Source organism: Sphingobacterium olei (assembly GCF_005048855.1).
Lineage (GTDB): Bacteria > Bacteroidota > Bacteroidia > Sphingobacteriales > Sphingobacteriaceae > Sphingobacterium > Sphingobacterium olei.
Genome location: NZ_SUME01000003.1, coordinates 497,478 through 517,319 on the forward strand (window position 1 = coordinate 497,478; position 19,842 = coordinate 517,319).

The 19,842-nt window shown below is 40.5% G+C and carries 20 protein-coding genes; 10 read left to right on the top strand and 10 right to left on the bottom strand.

Annotated elements, in window-relative coordinates; translation table 11 throughout:
- The first annotated feature begins 86 nt into the window (after positions 1-86).
- Both FAZ15_RS09395 and thrC read left to right on the top strand, forming a co-directional pair.
- On the top strand, positions 87-1,073 hold the full coding sequence (locus FAZ15_RS09395) for a homoserine kinase (RefSeq protein ID WP_394343808.1): 987 nt from the start codon (positions 87-89) through the stop codon (positions 1,071-1,073).
- Positions 1,074-1,213: 140 nt separating this feature from the next.
- Positions 1,214-2,521, top strand: a complete 1,308-nt coding sequence (gene thrC, locus FAZ15_RS09400; protein WP_136901049.1) for a threonine synthase — start codon at positions 1,214-1,216, stop codon at positions 2,519-2,521.
- Between the two features lie 122 nt (positions 2,522-2,643).
- Here thrC and FAZ15_RS09405 read toward each other — a convergent pair whose 3' ends face one another.
- A complete protein-coding gene (locus FAZ15_RS09405; protein WP_136901050.1) occupies positions 2,644-3,033 on the bottom strand; it encodes a hypothetical protein in 390 nt (129 codons plus the stop codon).
- A 189-nt stretch (positions 3,034-3,222) separates the two neighbouring features.
- Between FAZ15_RS09405 and FAZ15_RS09410 the strand changes: the two genes are divergently transcribed.
- On the top strand, positions 3,223-4,407 hold the full coding sequence (locus tag FAZ15_RS09410) for a class I SAM-dependent rRNA methyltransferase (RefSeq protein ID WP_136901051.1): 1,185 nt from the start codon (positions 3,223-3,225) through the stop codon (positions 4,405-4,407).
- Here the strand turns inward: FAZ15_RS09410 and FAZ15_RS09415 are convergent.
- On the bottom strand, positions 4,404-5,300 hold the full coding sequence (locus FAZ15_RS09415; protein ID WP_136901052.1) for an EamA family transporter: 897 nt from the start codon (positions 5,298-5,300) through the stop codon (positions 4,404-4,406). The two genes, FAZ15_RS09410 and FAZ15_RS09415, sit on opposite strands and share 4 nt — an antisense overlap.
- Before the next feature lie 71 nt (positions 5,301-5,371).
- Here FAZ15_RS09415 and FAZ15_RS09420 point away from each other — a divergent pair, with 71 nt between their 5' ends.
- Together FAZ15_RS09420 and FAZ15_RS09425 are read left to right on the top strand one after the other, a co-directional pair.
- The gene (locus tag FAZ15_RS09420) at positions 5,372-5,956 is read left to right on the top strand and encodes a C40 family peptidase (protein WP_238387206.1); all 585 of its coding nucleotides are present in this window, start codon (positions 5,372-5,374) and stop codon (positions 5,954-5,956) included.
- A gap of 220 nt (positions 5,957-6,176) precedes the next feature.
- Positions 6,177-6,593 carry a hypothetical protein gene (locus FAZ15_RS09425; protein WP_136901053.1) on the top strand — a complete coding sequence of 139 codons (417 nt, stop codon included), beginning with the start codon at positions 6,177-6,179 and terminating at the stop codon, positions 6,591-6,593.
- Positions 6,594-6,599: 6 nt separating this feature from the next.
- Here FAZ15_RS09425 and FAZ15_RS09430 read toward each other — a convergent pair whose 3' ends face one another.
- The 4 genes from FAZ15_RS09430 to FAZ15_RS09445 form a co-directional block, all read right to left on the bottom strand.
- Complete coding sequence (locus FAZ15_RS09430) at positions 6,600-7,976, bottom strand: nucleoside permease (protein WP_136901054.1); 1,377 nt, start codon at positions 7,974-7,976, stop codon at positions 6,600-6,602.
- A gap of 9 nt (positions 7,977-7,985) precedes the next feature.
- On the bottom strand, positions 7,986-8,621 hold the full coding sequence (locus FAZ15_RS09435) for a bifunctional nuclease family protein (protein WP_136901055.1): 636 nt from the start codon (positions 8,619-8,621) through the stop codon (positions 7,986-7,988).
- A gap of 104 nt (positions 8,622-8,725) precedes the next feature.
- Positions 8,726-9,700, bottom strand: coding sequence for an electron transfer flavoprotein subunit alpha/FixB family protein (locus FAZ15_RS09440; RefSeq protein ID WP_136901056.1), 975 nt, complete (start codon positions 9,698-9,700; stop codon positions 8,726-8,728).
- Positions 9,701-9,721: 21 nt separating this feature from the next.
- Positions 9,722-10,462 (bottom strand): electron transfer flavoprotein subunit beta/FixA family protein, encoded by a 741-nt coding sequence (locus FAZ15_RS09445; RefSeq protein WP_136901057.1) that lies wholly within the window; start codon positions 10,460-10,462, stop codon positions 9,722-9,724.
- 496 nt (positions 10,463-10,958) lie between these two features.
- On the opposite strand from FAZ15_RS09445, the gene FAZ15_RS09450 reads away from it, so the two are divergent.
- Together FAZ15_RS09450 and FAZ15_RS09455 are read left to right on the top strand one after the other, a co-directional pair.
- On the top strand, positions 10,959-11,288 hold the full coding sequence (locus FAZ15_RS09450) for a tetratricopeptide repeat protein (protein WP_136901058.1): 330 nt from the start codon (positions 10,959-10,961) through the stop codon (positions 11,286-11,288).
- 122 nt (positions 11,289-11,410) lie between these two features.
- Positions 11,411-11,776: a copper resistance protein NlpE gene (locus FAZ15_RS09455; protein WP_162304910.1), complete on the top strand. Its 366-nt coding sequence runs from the start codon at positions 11,411-11,413 to the stop codon at positions 11,774-11,776.
- 5 nt (positions 11,777-11,781) lie between these two features.
- On the opposite strand, the gene FAZ15_RS09460 is transcribed toward FAZ15_RS09455, so the two are convergent.
- The 3 genes from FAZ15_RS09460 to FAZ15_RS09470 form a co-directional block, all read right to left on the bottom strand.
- Positions 11,782-12,915, bottom strand: a complete 1,134-nt coding sequence (locus tag FAZ15_RS09460) for a cysteine desulfurase family protein (RefSeq protein ID WP_136901060.1) — start codon at positions 12,913-12,915, stop codon at positions 11,782-11,784.
- A gap of 39 nt (positions 12,916-12,954) precedes the next feature.
- Positions 12,955-14,562, bottom strand: a complete 1,608-nt coding sequence (gene lnt, locus FAZ15_RS09465) for an apolipoprotein N-acyltransferase (RefSeq protein WP_136901061.1) — start codon at positions 14,560-14,562, stop codon at positions 12,955-12,957.
- Between the two features lie 71 nt (positions 14,563-14,633).
- Complete coding sequence (locus FAZ15_RS09470) at positions 14,634-15,374, bottom strand: PH domain-containing protein (RefSeq protein ID WP_136901062.1); 741 nt, start codon at positions 15,372-15,374, stop codon at positions 14,634-14,636.
- 267 nt (positions 15,375-15,641) lie between these two features.
- On the opposite strand from FAZ15_RS09470, the gene FAZ15_RS09475 reads away from it, so the two are divergent.
- Together FAZ15_RS09475 and FAZ15_RS09480 are read left to right on the top strand one after the other, a co-directional pair.
- Positions 15,642-16,640 carry an SDR family NAD(P)-dependent oxidoreductase gene (locus tag FAZ15_RS09475; protein WP_136901063.1) on the top strand — a complete coding sequence of 333 codons (999 nt, stop codon included), beginning with the start codon at positions 15,642-15,644 and terminating at the stop codon, positions 16,638-16,640.
- Between the two features lie 258 nt (positions 16,641-16,898).
- Positions 16,899-17,723 (top strand): helix-turn-helix domain-containing protein, encoded by an 825-nt coding sequence (locus FAZ15_RS09480; protein ID WP_136901064.1) that lies wholly within the window; start codon positions 16,899-16,901, stop codon positions 17,721-17,723.
- 19 nt (positions 17,724-17,742) lie between these two features.
- On the opposite strand, the gene rsmI is transcribed toward FAZ15_RS09480, so the two are convergent.
- Positions 17,743-18,450 (bottom strand): 16S rRNA (cytidine(1402)-2'-O)-methyltransferase, encoded by a 708-nt coding sequence (gene rsmI / locus FAZ15_RS09485; RefSeq protein ID WP_202912355.1) that lies wholly within the window; start codon positions 18,448-18,450, stop codon positions 17,743-17,745.
- A gap of 84 nt (positions 18,451-18,534) precedes the next feature.
- Here rsmI and serS point away from each other — a divergent pair, with 84 nt between their 5' ends.
- Positions 18,535-19,806: a serine--tRNA ligase gene (gene serS, locus FAZ15_RS09490; protein WP_136901066.1), complete on the top strand. Its 1,272-nt coding sequence runs from the start codon at positions 18,535-18,537 to the stop codon at positions 19,804-19,806.
- Positions 19,807-19,842: the final 36 nt, after the last annotated feature.

Below are 19,842 nucleotides of genomic sequence, written 5' to 3' on the forward strand. Positions count from 1 at the left end.
AGTATTGAGATATGTGGGCAAAAAAAAATATTTTGCCTGAGAAAAATAAGTAATTATGGAATATATGAGTCTATATAATTGTAAAAATGATGGACGAAAATAAAGTAGCAAAAAAAATAGATTTTGCTAAAATCCTTGACAACGTTCGAGTTTTTGCTCCCGCGACTGTAGCGAACATGATATGCGGGTTTGATATACTGGGATTTGCAGTAGATAAACCTGGAGACGAGGTTAAAATGTATCGTGTAGACGAGCCAGGGGTGCGCATTCGCTCTATAGAAGGAGATGATGGACGATTGCCGCTTGATGCAGACAAGAATACAGTAAGTGCCTGTGTTAAGCTATTACTGGTGGATTTGGGTATTGATAAAGAAATCGGTGTCGAGATCGATTTGATAAAACATATGCCAATAGGGAGCGGATTAGGATCTAGTTCGGCGAGTACGGTGGCCGGATTATTCGCTATTAATGCGCTATTGGGCAATCCACTAACTAAAGAGGAGTTGATGCCGTATTGTGTGGAAGGCGAGCGCCTAGCATGTGGACATGGACATGCAGATAATGTCGCTCCCGCGTTAATGGGTGGGATTACATTGATTCGCGGATACGATCCGCTTGATGTTATTAAGCTTCCTGTCCCAGCAGATTTATATGCAGGAATTGTATTTCCGCAGGTAGATGTGCCGACCCGGGACGCACGTCAGCTCATAAAGGAAAAAGTGCTTCTGAAAGATGCTGTGATTCAATGGGGCAATATAGCCGGACTTATTTCGGGTTTGTACCAGTCTGATTATGCATTGATAAGCCGGAGTATGCACGATGTGCTTATTGAGCCAACCCGTGCCATTCTAATCCCTGAATTCTATGAAATGAAGCGTATTGCCCTGAAAGAAGGAGCGTTAAGTTTTGGTATTTCAGGTTCAGGACCTTCTGTAGTAGCTATTACTAAAGGGCAGGATGCAGCCGAACGAATAACTGAAAAAATCCAGCAACATTTGACAAAAAACGAAATCGATAGCTTTAAATATGTTTCTTCTGTTAACGTAGAAGGGCCGAAGGTGTTGCTTAGGTAAATGTCTTATAGCACCGTCATTGCGAATCGGAGGGACGATGATGACGCAATCTTTTTACTAAAAAGATGTATTCCTTCGGAGTGGTTGTTCTTTTCTGGAACCAGCTGCTTTTTTATTTGATATGAGTAAAATAACAAAAAATGAAACTATACAGTACCAATAATAAAGATTTACGCGTTCCTTTTCAGGAGGCGGTTTTCAATTCATTACCTGCGGACAAAGGACTTTATATGCCCGAGGTAATACCGCAGTTAGATCCCTTGTTTATCCGGGATATACAGCAATACTCTTTGCAGGAGATTGCATTTCAGATCGCCAATGTCTTGATAGGAGATGATATTCCAGCGGACGATTTGAAAGCTATTGTCGAAGATGCGATTAATTTTGATGCCCCTGTAAAATTCCTCAGCGAAGAAACTGCTGTTCTTGAATTATTTCACGGACCCTCTTATGCATTTAAAGATTTTGGCGCACGTTTTATGAGTCGTGTGATGGGCTACTTTTCAGAAAAAGGTGAAAAGTTATTGGATGTCTTGGTTGCTACTTCAGGAGATACCGGAGGTGCGGTAGCGTTGGGTTTCCTAGGTGTTGAAGGCACACGTGTAACTATTTTATACCCTAAAGGGAAGGTGTCCAAGGTGCAGGAAGAACAACTCACTACCAATGGACAAAACATACGGGCATTAGAAGTAAACGGAACATTCGATGATTGTCAGGCATTGGTGAAGCAAGCTTTCAATGACACGACATTAAATGCAGAGTTACGTTTGACCTCAGCCAATTCCATCAATATCGCCCGGTTGATTCCACAGACATTTTATTATTTTTGGGCATATGCACAGCTGAAGGCACAGGGTGTTAAAGATGTGGTTTTTACAGTTCCAAGTGGTAATTTTGGAAATATCGGGGCAGGTCTGTTGGCCTATAAAATGGGGCTTCCGGTGAAGCATTTCGTGGCAGGAACCAATGTAAATGATACTGTGCCACGTTTTTTACAATCAGGTGCTTATGAGCCTAAACCTTCTGTTCAGACATTAGCGAATGCCATGGATGTCGGGAACCCCAGTAACTGGGTACGGATACAAGATCTATTCCGTAATAATTTGGAAGAGCTCCGGGGAATAATTTCTTCATATACTTACGATGATGAGGAAACCAAAGCGGCGATGGATGAATTGTATGCGAAATACAAGTATATCGCTTGTCCACATACTGCTATCGCTTATTTAGCGTCCAACGCTTATAAAGCGGAAAACCCAGGAGAGTATGCATCTGTGTTTTTGTCAACTGCACATCCATGTAAATTTCCAGATGCTATATCTGAGGCTGTTTTTTTCGAAATTCAACTTCCGGACGGCGCAAAATCCTTATACGGTAAAGAGAAACTTGTAGAGGAACTTGGAGTAGACTACGATAGCTTTAAGAGCTTTCTGCTTGAAAATAAATAGTAGTCGATATTTTTAAAAAAAAAACAATACTGGACGGAAATTTTTCCGTCCAGTATTGTTTAAGTAGCAAAAGGTAGATTTTATTATTAATACTTTCTGTCTACCGAATCAGCCTATCAATCTTAATTTAAAGAAAGTGTTGTCTGGAGCGTCTTTCCAGTAGATACATTATTCTCTTTAATCACTTGTCCATTTTTTATAATCTGTGCTTTCAGTGTAGAGGCGTCGGAAGTGCCTGTTCCGTTTGCTGAGATTATGACCCGTGCATTGTCAGCAGTTATCTCTTCGCTTGTCCAAGTAGAACCAAAGTCGCCGGTCTTTGATACGGGTGAACTGCTGCCATCGTAATATACAATAGTGGTAATATTGACGTCAGAAGAGCCGATCAATTTATAGGTCACTGTGCTGCTTCCATTAGGTGTACTGTGATCTTTGTCACTGCAGCTTCCTAAGAATAACGTCGTACATGATAAGATACAGGCCAATAAAAATAGAGATTTTACTGTTTTCATAAATGTCTTGAATTTTTGATTTTACGGAAGGATCAAGACAAAAAGTATACCATAAATAAAGTCACATGATTTTTTGGGTGAACAATAGATATTATGCTACTTTTGTGTCGAAGAAACCACCATGATTATTCAGATTACACAGTGGGATAAATAAACCGAGCTTGCGAGCTCACGAAGTAATTTTTACGGATGAAAAAAATTATCCTAAATAAAGGAAAAGATAAGGCTGCCTGGCAGTTACACCCTTGGGTGTTCTCTGGCGCTGTTAATAAAGTGATCGACCAACCGCAAAATGGAGATGTGGTATCGGTGTATAACAACGAAGACGAATTTATCGCATTTGGGATATATAACAGCACCTCGAGAGTAGCTGTGCGTTTATTGGAATGGCATCCAAACCGTGAAATCAACGAAGAGTGGTGGCGTAACCGTGTACGCAGTGCCGTAAATAACCGTTTACATTTATTATCAGAAGAGAACGATACCGTACGTCTGATTTTTGCAGAAGCTGATTTTCTGCCGGGATTAATCGCGGATAAATATGCAGATTATATATCTGTACAAGTCCATGCTGCTGGAGTAGAACAGGTAAAGACGATCATTATCGATGAGCTTGTTCGGTTACTGAATCCCAAAGGTATCTATGAACGAAGTGATCTCAAATCCCGGGAGCACGAAGGATTGCCCGACAGTAACGGTCTGTTGTATGGGACAGTGCCTCCGGAGTTTGTTGCCATTATTGAAAACGGCATTCAATATCAGGTCAATATTGTTGAAGGACAAAAATCTGGATTTTATTGTGATCAACGTGATAATAGACTACTAACCGCGCAATATGTAAAAGGTAAAAAAGTTCTGGATTGCTTTTCGTATTCAGGTGGTTTTACGTTGAATGCCTTACGTGGAGGAGCCTCCCATGTTACAGCAGTAGATAGCTCAGCCTTAGCAATTGACACCCTACGACAAAATATAGCACTGAATGGATTTGATGCCGAACAATATGCCGCTGTCCAATCAGACGTCAATAAATACCTACGCGAGTTGGGCGAACAGCAAGCCAGATTCGATCTGATTGTCCTCGATCCACCTAAATATGCACCTTCGCGATCTGCGTTAGACAAAGCTTCCAGAGCGTATAAAGATTTGAACAGGAGAGGTCTGATGCTACTCGAAAGCGGCGGATTATTGGCTACGTTTTCTTGCTCTGGCGCGATGGATATCGATACCTTTAAACAAGTGCTTGCATGGGCAGCTTTAGATGCGGGTAAGGAGATACAGTTTATTAGGCAATTTCATCAACCCGAAGATCATCCAGTGCGCGCTTCATTTTCAGAAGGTGAATACCTTAAAGGTTTATTGGTGCGAGTTATTTAAATTTCTGGGATTTTTCGGCCCGTATTTATCCATACAACAATTCCCAAAATAGCCAATACGCCGGCCCATTGCAGTGCACTTACTGGTTCGTGCAGTACATAGAACGACATGCCCACTGCTACCGGTAGCTCTACGGCAGATAAAATGCTGCCTAGTGAAACCCCTGTTTTGGGCATGCCATAAGCAAATAGAACGGGGGGCAACACCGTTCCAAAGAAAGCTAGAAGCAGTCCGTATTCAACTATTGATGTATCAATAGTTGAACGCAACAAGGAAACAGGCTGTAACGTTATCACAATCAAAATAAATGCACCGGTCACCATTAACGCGCTTTTCTGGATAGGAGGATAGTCGTTTCCTACTTTGCCGTTTACGATGATAAAAATAGCATATGCCGAAGCGGCCAACAAACCATAAATTACGCCGATAGCGTCTATTTCCGCAACGGTATCCTGAAATACCCCTGTTGCGAACAGGGTTGCGAAAAGAATTATAATAATCCCAATACCTTCTTTTTGACTGGTTTTTTGCTTAAATACGATCAGGTTAATGAGAGCGCTGACCCAAATGTATTGCATCAATAAGACAATAGCTATGGAAGCCGGCACAAGCGCAACACATCTATAATATAGAATGCTGACCAAACCTGTGGAAAATCCTGCAAAAATGATTTTCCAGTAATTTGTTGTTTTTGGATAGGATCTAGTTTTACCAGGGAATAAACGAATGATTAAATAAAGTATCCACAAAAATAACATGCCAAAAAAGGCCTGTACACCCGTTACTTCCCCTAAGGAAAAACTGTTAGCATAGGCCTGTTTTACAAAAGTAGATAAGATTCCAAAGCTAGCAGCACCTAAGAAAACAGCAATAGCACCCTTAATTCGTTCCATGTCTGCTAAATTAAATAACAATTGTGGAAAAAAGAGGGTTTTATTCTCCGTCTTGAGCCGATACATTTGTAATGATGAGTAGAAATTGGATTCAACAAATAAAGTTCATGGCAGCAGGTGCTGTATTGTGTATATTTGTAGCCTCTTGTGGGGCTCGAAAAAAAGTCTATTCCTATGGAATACCTCCGGACGGTCGAAGTACTATAGAGTCCCCCTCGAAGGATACGAAGCGTTCGGGAAACACCATGTCGTACTATGCAGATGTATTGGGCGTGAGTCCCAAGGATATGAATAATTCCTTGTACTCATTTATCGATAATTGGATGGGCATACCACATCGGTTAGGCGGGTTGAGCAAAGATGGTGTGGATTGTTCCGCTTTTGTGGGTATGATCTACCAGGAAGTCTATAGGAAGAATCTACCCCGAACCTCCAGGGATATGGCAGAGATCGTAAAGCGTAAATATGACGATCAATTACGGGAGGGCGATCTGGTGTTTTTCTCTTTTGGAGGAAAAAATATTGATCATGTGGGTGTTTACCTACATAATGGTAAGTTTGTACATGTTTCTACGCAAAAAGGTGTCATGATTTCCAATCTAAAAGATGCCTGGTATTATAAGTATTTTACCCGCTGCGGTACTCCGAATATTTAGCGGTTAATGTTTACTTTGAGCGTTGTAATCCTGCTGATGGGCGTTTCAGATTTGAATACTTCTATCTCGAATCTAACATCTCATGTCTCACATCTAAATACTTTATCGTACTTTTGTGTGCAATCTATAATTAGTTATGTCAGATAAAACCAAAAGAATTTTTTTAGCTATTTGTATAATAGTGCCCTTTGTCGTTTACTGTGTGGTCTATTATTCATCGATGATCAAAAATGCACCTTATCGATTTTCAGATTTTGAATCGATTGAACTGACCTACGGCACCCCGGATTCTTTGTTGAACACCTTCAATTCCAAAACAAGTGATTACCAATATTTGACAAATGATAATAAGCTTGTGAAGGATACACTTAAGATGAGAAAGGATGATCTATTATATCTACACCGTAAAGCACAAGAACTAGGATTTTGGAATGTAGATAATGATATGACGACCAAAAGGGATGCCATGAATCCAGGGACACACATACCGCGGTACATCTTGAAATTCACCTATAAAGACAAATCAAAAGAAGTTGTTTTAGACGCGGATTACGAAGGAAATCCGAAAATGAAAGATGCCGCTAAATCCACTATTGATCATGTAATGACCATGCTTGCAGAGGTAAAAGCGAGGTAAAAAACATTAGTGATAGCTTTCGCTGATTTGTTGATTTTGGTGTTTGTGTTTGAATAATGCCGCAAAAGAAATTGCAATCACGAGGGTATAGATAGCGAATGCAATCCAGATATGATACCAATCTTTTAACAAGATAACATGATCAAAGGTTTCATTCGATATATTCACACCTCTTGAAGAGATGAAGTTCAATAAATTGGGATTATCTGGTGTGGTATCCAGGTAATTTGATAATTCATTGACGTTGTCAAAAGATAACGTGTAATACTTATCGATAAGCCATCCCGATGCGAGTGAGCCAAATACAGCTCCAAAGCCATTGGTCATCATCATGAATAGACCTTGTGCAGAGGATCTGATCTTCGAATCTGTTGTGGTTTCTACAAAAAGGGAGCCTGAAATGTTGAAAAAGTCGAACGCCATTCCATAAACGATGCAGGATAAGATAATCATCCATAATCCATTGAAGGGATCTCCATAAGCAAATAACCCGAAACGTAACACCCAAGCGACCATCGATATAAGCATCACGTGTTTTATCCCAAATTTTTGTAAAAAGAATGGAATTGCCAAGATGAATAGTGTTTCCGAAATCTGAGAAATAGACATGATAATGGTGGAGTATTTCACGACAATAGCATCCGCATATTTAGGATAAAATTTAAATTCATCTAAAAAAACATCTCCATAAGCATTGGTTAACTGTAAAGCTGCACCCAAAAACATGGAAAAGATGAAAAACAAGGCCATCTTATAATTTCCGAATAGTTTGAAAGCCTCCAAACCAAGTAGTTGTGTGATACTTGCATTGTCTTTTATCAGATGTTGAGGAGGACATTTGGGGATGAAGAAAAGTGAATAGACAGCAAGTGCGGTAGATCCAGCAGCAGCAATGTAAAATTGATATTCGGTAGCTTTATTTCCCGTCAAGTTAGTTATCCACATGGCTGCAATAAAGCCTATTGTTCCCCAAACACGAATAGGAGGGAAGGCTTTGATGAGGTTATATTTACCCTGCGTTAAAGCAGTGTATGCGATAGAATTGGATAAGGCTAGGGTAGGCATGTAACAGCACATCGCTGCGAGCATGATATTGAAAAATGTTGACGGTTCGTTAACCTGCGTAAGATAGATCAGGCATAAGGCATATAAAAAATGCAATGCTATATATAGCCGTTCTGCATTGACCCATCTATCAGCAATAATACCAATTAATGTAGGCATGAAAAGTGAGGCAATACCCATGGTGGAAAATATTGCTCCAAATTGTGTTCCGTCCCATTGTTTTGTCCCAAACCAGTAATTGGCTATTGTAATCAACCATGCGCCCCATACAAAGAATTGCAGGAAATTCATGATGGTTAGTCTCAACTTTATAGACATATGTATTTGTTATGATTTTCTACGTTCGATTTCGTCTCGAATCTTGGCAGCAGTTTCATACTGCTCATTCTCAATAGCTTTTTGGAGGGTATTTTCTAACTGTTCGTCAGTGAGTGAGGCGTAGGGGGATACTTCAGGTTTAATAGGAGCTTGTTCTTTTTGTTTTTCTGTGGGAGTTGGAGGAGTGATAGATTCTGTAGGAGAGCTGATATTCTCCAAGAACGCAAAATCGTTGCTTTCTATGACGATTCCGGCAGAAGACATAATAAAATCATACGTGTAGATTGGAGAATCAAAGCGAACGGCTAATGCAACGGCATCCGAAGTACGTGCATCAATTTCTGTGGTTTTGCCATCTCTCACGCAACTAATTTTGGCAAAGAAGATTCCATCCACCAAATTGTAAATTAACACCTCGTTGATATGGATGTCAAAAGTTTCGGCAAAGGATTTAAAAAGGTCATGTGTGAGCGGACGACTTGGTGTCATCTTTTCAATTTCAACGGCAATGGATTGCGCTTCAGCGCTTCCGATAATTATAGGAAGCCTACGATTACCATTTACTTCTCCCAATACCAAGGCATATGCACCCGACTGTGTCTGGCTATACGACAAGCCCACTATATCTAGCTTAATTTTCTTCATCCTAAAACACCTTACGGTAATACAAAGATGTAAAATATTAGTGGCAAATAAAAAGACCTCAGCAGTTTTCTGCTCAGGTCTCTTAATAACGCTCATTCTATTTACTAGTTTCCTTTGTACGCTTTAAGTGCAGCAATAAGTTGCGGTACAATTACGAAAGCGTCACCTACTATGCCGTAGTCTGCCACCTTGAAGAATGGTGCTTCAGGATCTTTGTTGATCACGACGATTGTTTTGGAAGAGCTTACTCCAGCAAGGTGCTGAATAGCTCCTGAAATCCCTATAGCAATATAAAGATTAGGGCTGACGACTATTCCGGTTTGACCTACGTGCTCAGCATGAGGCCTCCAGCCCGCATCGGATACGGGCTTCGAGCAAGCAGTAGCAGCACCTAATACTTCAGCTAGCTCTTCTATCATCCCCCAGTTTTCAGGGCCTTTAAGTCCCCGTCCTGCGGAAACCACAATCTCTGCTTCAGGAAGAGAAATTTTATCTGTAGCACGTATGATTTCTTTTACGATTGTATTAAAATCGGTCGAAGCGATCTCAGGAACGAAGTTTTCTATCTGTGCCGATGTTTTACGTTCTGCAATTTCAAATGCGTTTGGAGATAAGGTAAATACTTTAATCGGCGAAGTAATGCTTACCGTTGCAATAGCTTTATTTGAAAAGGCTGTTGTCTTCACCTCAGCCACAGCGGCATTAAAGGAGGGGACACTTATGGCCCCTGACACTAAACCGGCTTCCAGTTTTGCCGCAATGCGCGGAGCTAACCCTTTCCCACTGAATGAGTTGGATAATACAACGATATTTGCCTGCTCTTTTTGCGCAGCAGCGGCAATTATAGAAGCATATGCCTGATTGACAAAAGATTTAAGATCGTCATTTGTTACCGTTAAGACTTTACTGATTCCATAGTTTTCTAGCTTTTGCAATTCAGAGTCGGATACATCTCCGATGGAGATAGCTACGGTTTTGGCCTGTTGTAAATTTGCAATTTGAGACGCATAAGATGCAACCTCAAAAGCCGATTTTTTAAGTAACCCTTCTGTATTCTCTATATATACTAATACTGACATGTCATTTCTTTATTTAAGTAATTAAATAACTTTTGCTTCGGTATGCAATAAGTTTACTAACTCATTCACATTGCTTTCTGCTATCAATTTGACGTTACCTCTTGTGGCTGGTGTTTCATAATGATTGAAAGATGTCAAAGCTTCCACTTGTATCGGTTCGATAACTTCTAATGGTTTCGAGCGAGCGCCCATAATTCCCCTCATATTCGGGATTTTTGGTTCTGCTACGCCTTCAGCGGTGCCGACAACAACCGGTAAATTTGCTGTCAACACTTCTTTGCCACCTTCTATCTCACGTTCGATAGTTGCTTCATTGCCTTCAATAGTTAATTTTTTAGCAATGGATACCGAGGGAATAGAAAGGAGCTCGCCGAGCGTCGCAGGCACCTGTGCTCCGTTATAGTCGATAGATTCCCGTCCGGTTAAAATCAAATCAAAGTGATTAGCTTTTGCATATTCTGCAATTTGGTTGGCAACAAACCAAGCGTCTTTAGGAGTTGCATTTACGCGTATTGCATGGTCGGCGCCAATGGCGAGTGCTTTGCGGATAGTCGGTTCGGCAGCAACATCACCGACATTGATTACGGTCACTGTTCCGTTGGCTCCTCCATGTACAAGATCGATAGCTTTAGATAACGCAATTTCATCGTATGGGTTTATGATGTATTGTACACCAGCGTCATTAAATTCGCTGTTGTTATTTGTGAAAGTTATTTTAGATGTCGTATCGGGGACATTACTGATGCAAACTAATATCTTCATAATTAATAGCGTTTTATACAAACCTACTATTTTATCGGAATCTTCGCTTACCCGTTTTGGTCAATTTTTTGTCATTTTCTATGCTAGCATAGTAATTTGTTACATCGACTTTGGGCCGATTTTAAAATGTAGGTCTGCCACTCAAGCCGTGGCCGGGCTATTACTTGTGTAGGCCAAAAGTAGTCAAACCGACCAAAGGGAGGTCATGGACACCAAAAACAATAAGAGTCCATAAAGCCTTGTCCAATTTAAGGTGGCTTTGTCGCACATGCTCCCCTCACAAAGAAAATGCGCAGCCTGGGATAAAAGATTGGAGCCCTGCCATGGCCCATGGCGGACAAGTGGAGCGAGGGATATTACTAAACTGCATAATTTAATCCTTCTTTAAACACTAACACCCCTTAAAAAAACACCTTAAACAACGTCATCATAAGTAATCGTTTTGTTTTTTATGATGGATTGAGTTAATTTGTGAAAATCATAGAAATTACATTTGATGGATAGATTAACACAATTGTTGTCGTTTGTAGCGGAAAGTCCTCAAGATCCTTTTTTAAAATATGCGCTTACGATGGAATACCTAAAGGCAGAAAATATGAAGAAGGCGGAAGAGGGTTTTAAAGATCTGGTAGAAAATTTTTCCGACTATGTGGGTACATATTATCACTACGGGAAGTTCTTAGAAAAAGAAAATAATACAGAGGAAGCATTAAAGATTTATCAACTGGGGATGCAAGTGGCTCGTAATATGAGGAATATGCATGCTTTGGGAGAATTGCAAAATGCATATAATCTGGCATCAGGTTTTGAAGATGATGATGATTAATTCTTAAAAAATAATACTATATACTGAATTTTGGTATCCTTTTTGAACTGGATAAGCAAATGAAGTAAATGCGAATATTTTCCACGATATTGTTTTCTATTCTAGCCAATTTTTTATTATTTATGAGCTGTATAAATAATAAGAAGTCATCCAATACGCTTGATAAAAAAGAAAATTTGGAGTTTCTTTCTGCAAATGTTGTCGGTCACTATTCAGGTAAATTACCTTGTGCAGATTGTGAGGCAATCAATACTGTGTTAGAATTAAGTAAGGATCATTCTTATGAATTGAAATATGTATACGTGGGGAAATCATCCGATAAATTTACAAAAAACGGAAATTGGAAAGTAGAAAAGAACAACCTGGTCTTAGAAGGACTGGACTATGAATATAAAATCGTTGATGGTGTATTATGGCAACTTGATTTAGCCGGCAATACAATTACCGGAGATTTGGCCGAGAATTACCAACTTGAGAAGATAAAATAAAAGCATTAGACCTGTTCACAAAGTGCTTTAAGCTTTGCTATTACAAAATCTATTTCATCCTTTGTGTTGTTTTTACTAAAAGAAAACCGAACCGAGGGCCGTGAACTATCTGCTTTAATACCACGTAAAACATGTGAACCTATATCTGAACCTGAGCTACAGGCACTTCCACCTGAAGCAGATATCCCGGAAATATCTAAGTTGAATAAAAGCATATCACTCATATCCGTGCAGGGCAGGGATATATTCAATACCGTATATAACGAGTTGTCAGCTTCTGTGTTTCCGTTGAATTGGATAAAGGGGATAGCTTTTTGCAATTCTAACTTCATGTAATCTTTCAGCTCCTGGATATAGAGTCTGTGTTCATCCATATCACGGTAAGCTATTTCTAAAGCTTTCGCAATGCCAGCTATACCGTACACATTTTCCGTTCCGCCACGCATATTGCGCTCTTGAGCTCCTCCATAGATAAAGGGTTTGATTTTATTCTTACCGTTGATGTATAAAAAACCCACACCTTTCGGCCCGTGGAATTTATGTCCGGCTCCGGTAATAAAATCAATCTTTAATTCAGACAAGTCGTGTACATAATGCCCCATCGTTTGCACGGTATCCGAATGGAAAATCGCGTTGTATTGTGCACAGATTTCTGAGATACGCTTGATATCCGTTAAATTACCCAATTCGTTATTGGCATGCATGATAGATACGAAAGTTCGCGGATTAGTCGCAAGTAACGATTCTAAGTGTGAGTAATCAACGTTGCCTTTTTCGTCCAATTGGAGAAAATCCAAGTGTATTTTACCGGTCTTTTCCAGCTCCTCCAAGGTGTGAAGTACGGCATGATGTTCTATTGGGGATGTAATTGCATGTGTAATGCCAAAATCTTCGATAGAGCGTACAATAGCCATGTTATCAGCCTCGGTACCGCCAGAAGTAAAAAAGATCTCGGAGGGAGAAGCATGCAATAAGTTGGCTATGGTTTTTCTCGCTTTTTCGATTATCGTTTTCACTTGACGCCCATGAGAATGAATTGAAGAAGGATTTCCAAAATCATTTTTCATGGTTTCTACCATTACTTCTAGTACCTCGGGATCCAAAGGCGTCGTAGCGGCATTATCTAAATATACGTGCATGGGCGCAAATTTAAGGAATGTAATGTAATTTTAATACCATTATTTGGTTTTTGGTCGTAGCAACAACGCAATTGACAGCAAACTGCCGATTATAGACAAATACACGATCACATCACCTAACTTCGTATAAACGGTAAGTTCTTCATTTAAATTTATTTCCTGGGACAACGAAGCGGGAACCCACCATGCTGTTTTTTGAACGATATCACCCCGTTGGTTTATAAAACCTGAAATCCCTGTGTTAGCAGATCTTGCTACCCAACGTCGATTCTCAATCGCGCGAAGCTTGGCATATTGAAGATGTTGGTCTTTACCGGAAGTATTCTTCCACCATCCATCATTGGTCACGATAGCAATAAACTGAGCGCCTTTTTTAACATATTGTGCAACGTAATCTCCCCAGATTGATTCGTAACATATTACCGGAGCAGCACCGATTCCACTTGCCGAATAAAATACCGTCGGTTCAGGATCACTGCCATAACCGCCTGTAGTTCCCCCGAAATGATCGAATAGCGGTTTCATGAATGATAATGCACCGCCAAATGGCATCTGTTCGACACCGGGTACCAACTTTGACTTGTGGTAGAATTGGAGCTTCGACGACCTATCTATCAAGACGGAAGCATTGTAACTGTCGATAAACATATCGGCATAGGGCCTTACCGTATGTGTTGCCTGATCAGAAAAAATACGATGGCTTTCAATGCCCGAAAGTACGTTTCCATTGTGGTATTTATCCAAGAAATTGGTTATTTGCAGATATGCCGGATAACTCCTGAATTCTTCTTCGTTAATGCCTCCGCGGGCGGAGATAGCCGTTTCGGGCCAAATGAAAAACTCCGTATTGGGTTTTGCTACACCTTCTGATAAAGTGATGAGATTGAGCAGTTGATCCTCTGGAGGGATATGACCAAATTTACCATAAGGATCAATGTTGGGTTGTACGACAACAATTTCAGAAGGATTGATGTGTTCTTCGTACGAAGTATACTGTATAATGGAAATGACACTCGGGATTAGTACCGTGGCGGAAATGGAAATGACAAGTTTTTTCGTAGATAGCGATTCTGTTTTGCTGATACGTTGCCATGCCAGGAGAAAAATGAGAATGTTCGCTAACCATATCCAAAGTGTGCCGCCATATACGCCAGTAATATCATACCATTGTATCAATTGATGAAAATTAGCGAAACCATTACCCAGGGTCATCCATGGGAAAGAAAGATCCCATAATTGGTGCAGGTATTCATAGGCTATCCAAAAGGATATCAACCCTGAAAAACTTAAAAATATTGTGTTGCGTTTGCGCAATTGGTAGTATAGCCGAAACACTGCGGCCATCAACAAGGGAGCTAATCCGAATGGGATTAAAGAAATTAGTATGGATATCCATGCCGGTAGATAAGCATTCATGGCATGGAATACCCAATATATAGACGCTGTATTCCAGATAAAACCGGTTATAAATGCCAACGTAAAGATCTTTTGGCCTTTTTTTGCAAGTGAGCTGCGCATCACACGTTCACATGCAATCAATAGCGGAACAAAACCGACAAAAAGTAAGATACTACTGTACGGTATCGGTGGCCAGGCCAACCAAAGTATAAAGGCACTTAAAAGTGCCAATAGGTAATTGTTCTTCATCTATAAATAATGTTTAATCCATCGACTAGCTACTTGTCGGCAGAGCAGCGTATAGCCGAGCTTTCGTTCTGTTATAATTTCGAAAGTATTTCTGCTTTCTTACTTTCGTATTCCGCTTGTGTAATTAGCTGTTTGTCGTACAGTGTTTTCAGCTTCTTTAATTTCGAGGTTAATTCATCCTCTTCTTCTGGCTTCGGAGCTGTTGTTGGAGGAACCGTTTGCGCCGGAGCAGAGAAGCTGTTTGTACTATCGGTCGCTGTTTTATCCTGTTCCGCTATAATTTTAGGAGCAGGTGCCGGAATAGGAGGTCTCTGTACGTTCGCTTCATTTTCTACAGGATCCGTACGGAATGGCCTAGCCTGTGCAGGTTCTGTAGGCGAGGAAGAGGGATCTTTTTCAAGAGGTGTACTTTTTTCAGCCTGACTTTTAATGCTTTCCAATGCATCTTTAATTAACTGATACAGCTTACGCGCTTGTATTTTAGGAATGTAATCTATGCTGAGATTTTCCCCGGTAAACGGAATAACGGTGACCTTGGAACCAAAAATCTCTTCTTTAAATGCAATATCTTTAATGTCTTTCCATGAAAAAATTTCAAAATTAGTTGCTAACCCAAGTTTAGTAAACTCACATAGAAAGATACGTTTGTTGCTAATAGTGATGCTATCTGGGAGTAACGTCACCGCAGGTTTTTTTTGCAAAGCGATGTAGTTAATCGATTCGCCATGCGTTAACATGTCGATGATCTTGGTATATATTCTCTCGATGACCTTCGGGTCTTGACCGTCCTGTATGTATTTGTCTATGCTCATTTTATTTAATCGCTGTCGTTTATCTGTTGAACAAATTTAGTACTAAGTTAAGATATAATTGTGAAACCGCGACGTGGATTTCAATGTTCGCCTATCTTTTTTAAAGATCCCAGAGACGAGCATGAATCTACGCGTCGAAATGAAGGATCCACCCGGGGTAGTCGATCATAGGACGTTTAAACAAAGTGTATTCGGACGTTTAAACAAACCTGTCAAGAGACGTCGTAGCTAACTTTGTATTAACAATAACAATTAATAGTTACTAAAATGAAACAAAACAATTATCAGGGAGCGTTGCAAAAATCAGTAGGATCTGGATTCAACGCTACATCAACTACAAATGATGTTATCAGTGGTATAAACCTTACGGGGAAAATTGCCATCGTAACAGGAGGTAATACAGGCATCGGCTTGGAAACCTCCAAAACGCTAGCTGCAGCAGGAGCGACAGTAATAGTTCCTGCCCGAGATATTGAAAAGGCAAAGAAAAACCTGCAAGGCATTGACCATGTCGAGCTGGAAGCGATGGATTTGATGGATCCGAGTTCCATTGACGCCTTCGCCGAAAAATTTCTGGCGTCAGGCAGACCACTTCATGTTCTGATCAATAATGCGGGTATTATGTGGGTTCCATTACGGAGGGATAGTCGTGGTATTGAATCGCAGCTAGCCACCAATTATTTAGCACAATTTCAGCTTACAGCAAGGTTATGGCCCGCCCTTAAAAAAGCTGATGGTGCAAGAGTTATCAACGTATCATCTCACGGACATCACTTCGGTGCTTTCGATTTCGATGATCCCAATTTCCAACATCGCGAATACAAAACATTGCAGGCTTATGGTCAGTCAAAAACTGCCGGCAACTTATTTTCCCTTGAGTTAGACAACCGTGCTAAGGTATTTAATATAAGAGCCTATTCCTTGCATCCGGGCTCTATTGGAGGTACCGAACTAGGTAGGGAAGCACCATTGGAACTATTTCAACAAATGGGATTCTGTGATGCCGAGGGGAACCTGTTGCCGGAAGTACTTGCTTCACTGAAAACCATTCCTCAGGGAGCGGCCACGACGGTCTGGTGTGCGGTCAGTCCAGCACTCGCCCATATAGGAGGGGTGTATTGTGAAGATGGGGATATAGCCGAATTGGCTACGGAATCGTCGAACACGAACGGTGGCGTAATGTCTTATTCATTGGATGAGGCCAATGCAAAGCGATTGTGGACATGGAGTGAAGAGGCGACAGGTATAGCGTTTCAGATTGATTAAGGTCCTACTTTACTTACATCCCATATTTTTTGTATTATTGAATGGAATAAACAATGCGTAACCTGCTGTGCATTATACTTCTAAATATGTTATCTTGAGGCTTTAGATCCCTTCCTGTCGGTAGATATGGATCTAAAGCCATGTATGGAAATGTTTATCTTCGATGGGCTTACAAGCTCGGTTCGACTCCGCTCAACATTAATGGCGATATTTATTCAAAATGTACAACGTGTATGCGTAATAAACTCAAACAAAATAATGGAATATCAAGCAAAATATATAACGGAAGATATCAAGCTTTCCTACTATGAAGATAAGTTTTTTAAGTCAGATATTATGTTCGATCAGCATATGTTGGTGTGGTTCATTTCTGGGGAAACAAAAATTGTGCAGGCCGATGCTACTTATTTCTTCAAAAAAGGTGATATTTTTCTAATTCCCAGAAATCAGCTGGCCACAATTATCAATTATCCCAAAGATGGACAACCCCATAAAACGGTCGTCATGCACTTGTCGGTAGAAAGACTTAGGGACTTTTATAAAAACTTGAACGTAAAGTCCAAGGGGTTGAAAACTCCGAAAATTTACTGTTTCAATAACCATCCTTTACTGGAAAGTTGTTTGGCTTCATTGATTCCTTATTTTGAATTGACGGATCTTCCCGAAGATATAGCGTCTCTGAAAATCACTGAAGCGATCAGTATCCTTAGAACTATGGATAAAGAAATAGACCAGGTGCTGGCAAATTTTGAAGAACCAGGTAAAATCGACCTGGCAGACTATATGGAAAAGAACTTTATATTCAATTTACCGTTAGAGAGATTTAGTTATCTGACTGGTCGTAGCCTTACGACCTTTAAAAGAGACTTTAATAAAGCATTCGATACTACCCCACAACGATGGCTTACGCAAAAGCGATTGGCGCTGGCACACTATCAGTTTGTAGAGAAGAAGAAAAAGCCGATAGATGTTTGTTATGAAACAGGCTTCGAGAATCTGTCACATTTTTCTGCTGCCTTCAAAAAGCAATATGGACTTGCTCCTACGGAGTTGCTGAGTAAATTGAGTAGAAATAACGCCTAACCATTGAAAGTAAATTAAATTAATCTTTGTTCCTTAATACTTGTTCGTTGTCTTTTTGCTCCATCTCGGTGCCGGCTACACAAAATACAAATTCGCCTTTGATGGGGTTGTTTTCAAAATGGTTTTTTAACTCGTCAAGTGTGCCACGCACATTTTCTTCGTACAGTTTGCTCAATTCCCGCGATATAGAAGCCTGCCTGTCTGCTCCGAAGTATTGTATAAATTCGTCAATAGTTTTGAGCAGGCGGTGTGGAGATTCATAGAATATCATGGTCCGTTTTTCCGCTGCAAGCAGTTTCATTCGGGTCTGACGACCTTTTTTTACGGGCAAGAATCCTTCGAAGCAAAACTTGTCGTTGGGTAGACCTGAGTTGACTAGTGCAGGAACAAAAGCTGTTGCTCCGGGCAGGCATTGCACGTTGATACCTTCTTTTATGGCCGCCCGTACCAATAAAAAACCCGGATCTGATATAGCGGGTGTACCAGCATCCGAGATCAATGCGATCTGTTGGCCTTCTTTTAAAAACCGGATAATTTCGGACACCGCTTTATGTTCATTGTGCTGATGATGTGCAAATACTTTTTTATCTATACCAAAATGTTTTAATAACGGCGCACTTGTGCGTGTATCCTCGGCCAAGATCAAATCTGATTCTTTCAGTACACGTATGGCGCGAAACGTCATGTCTTCCAAATTACCGATAGGAGTGGGAACTAAGTATAGCATAGTCAAAGGTAATAAAATAGTGTCGATTATATGATGCAACACCCCGCTTTTCATTATCTTTGTGCCTATTAAAAATAAATATTTATGTTGCAATTAAATTATATCCGTGAGAACAGGGATACGGTAATCGAAAGATTAGGCGTTAAGAATTTCAAGGATTTGAATTTGGTCGACGAAATCATCTTATTGGATGAACAACGTCGCAAGATTCAAAGTGAATCAGACGCATTATCAGCAGAGGCCAATTCTTCCGCTAAGCAAATTGGGGAATTGATGCGCCAAGGTAAGAAGGAAGAAGCTGAGGCCGTGAAATCGAAATCGTCGGGATATAAAGAGCAGATAAAGAATTTGTTGGCTGATCTGGAAAGCAAGGAAAAGGAATTAAATGATAAATTGCTTCATTTGCCCAATCTACCTCACACTTCTGTGCCAGGGGGAGTAGCAGCGGAGGATAATGAAACCGTTTTTGAGCACGGTGCGATTCCGGAGTTAACAGAAGATGCACTTCCGCATTGGGAATTGGCCGCAAAATATGATATTATCGATTTTGAATTGGGAACAAAAGTGGCGGGAGCAGGATTTCCGGTTTATAAAGGAAAGGGCGCCCGCTTACAACGCGGTTTAATTAATTTCTTTTTGGACGAAGCGGAAAAAGTAGGTTTCAAAGAGGTGCAGGTACCTATTGTCGTGAACGAAGCATCTGCCTATGCCACGGGGCAATTACCGGATAAAGAAGGCCAGATGTATCATGTTACGCAAGATGATCTGTATTTAATTCCTACAGCAGAGGTGCCTATTACGAATATCTATCGCGATGTGATTGTTAAGGAAGAAGATTTTCCGATCAAACACTGTGGATATACACCTTGTTTCCGTCGTGAAGCAGGATCGTATGGTGCCCATGTACGTGGTTTAAATCGTTTACACCAATTTGACAAGGTGGAAGTGGTACAGATCGTTCATCCGGATAAATCATACGAAGTAGTGGAAGAGATGAGCCAGTATGTGCAGTCTTTATTGCAAAAGTTGGAATTGCCGTATCGTGTCTTGCGTCTTTGTGGGGGGGATATGAGCTTTGCATCCGCTTTGACTTACGATATGGAAACCTACAGTACCGCACAAAAGCGTTGGTTGGAAGTTTCTTCTGTTTCTAATTTTGAAACCTATCAGTCTAATCGTCTAAAAGTGCGTTTTAAAAATGCAGAAGGAAAAATGCAATTGGCTCATACTTTGAATGGATCAGCACTGGCTTTGCCACGTATTGTAGCGACCTTACTAGAAAACAACCAAACTGATAATGGGATCAAAATACCTGAAGTACTGGTGCCGTATGTAGGTTTTGAATATATTGATTGAGATAGATGATTAGGGGAGCCCTTGAAGGCTTCCCTA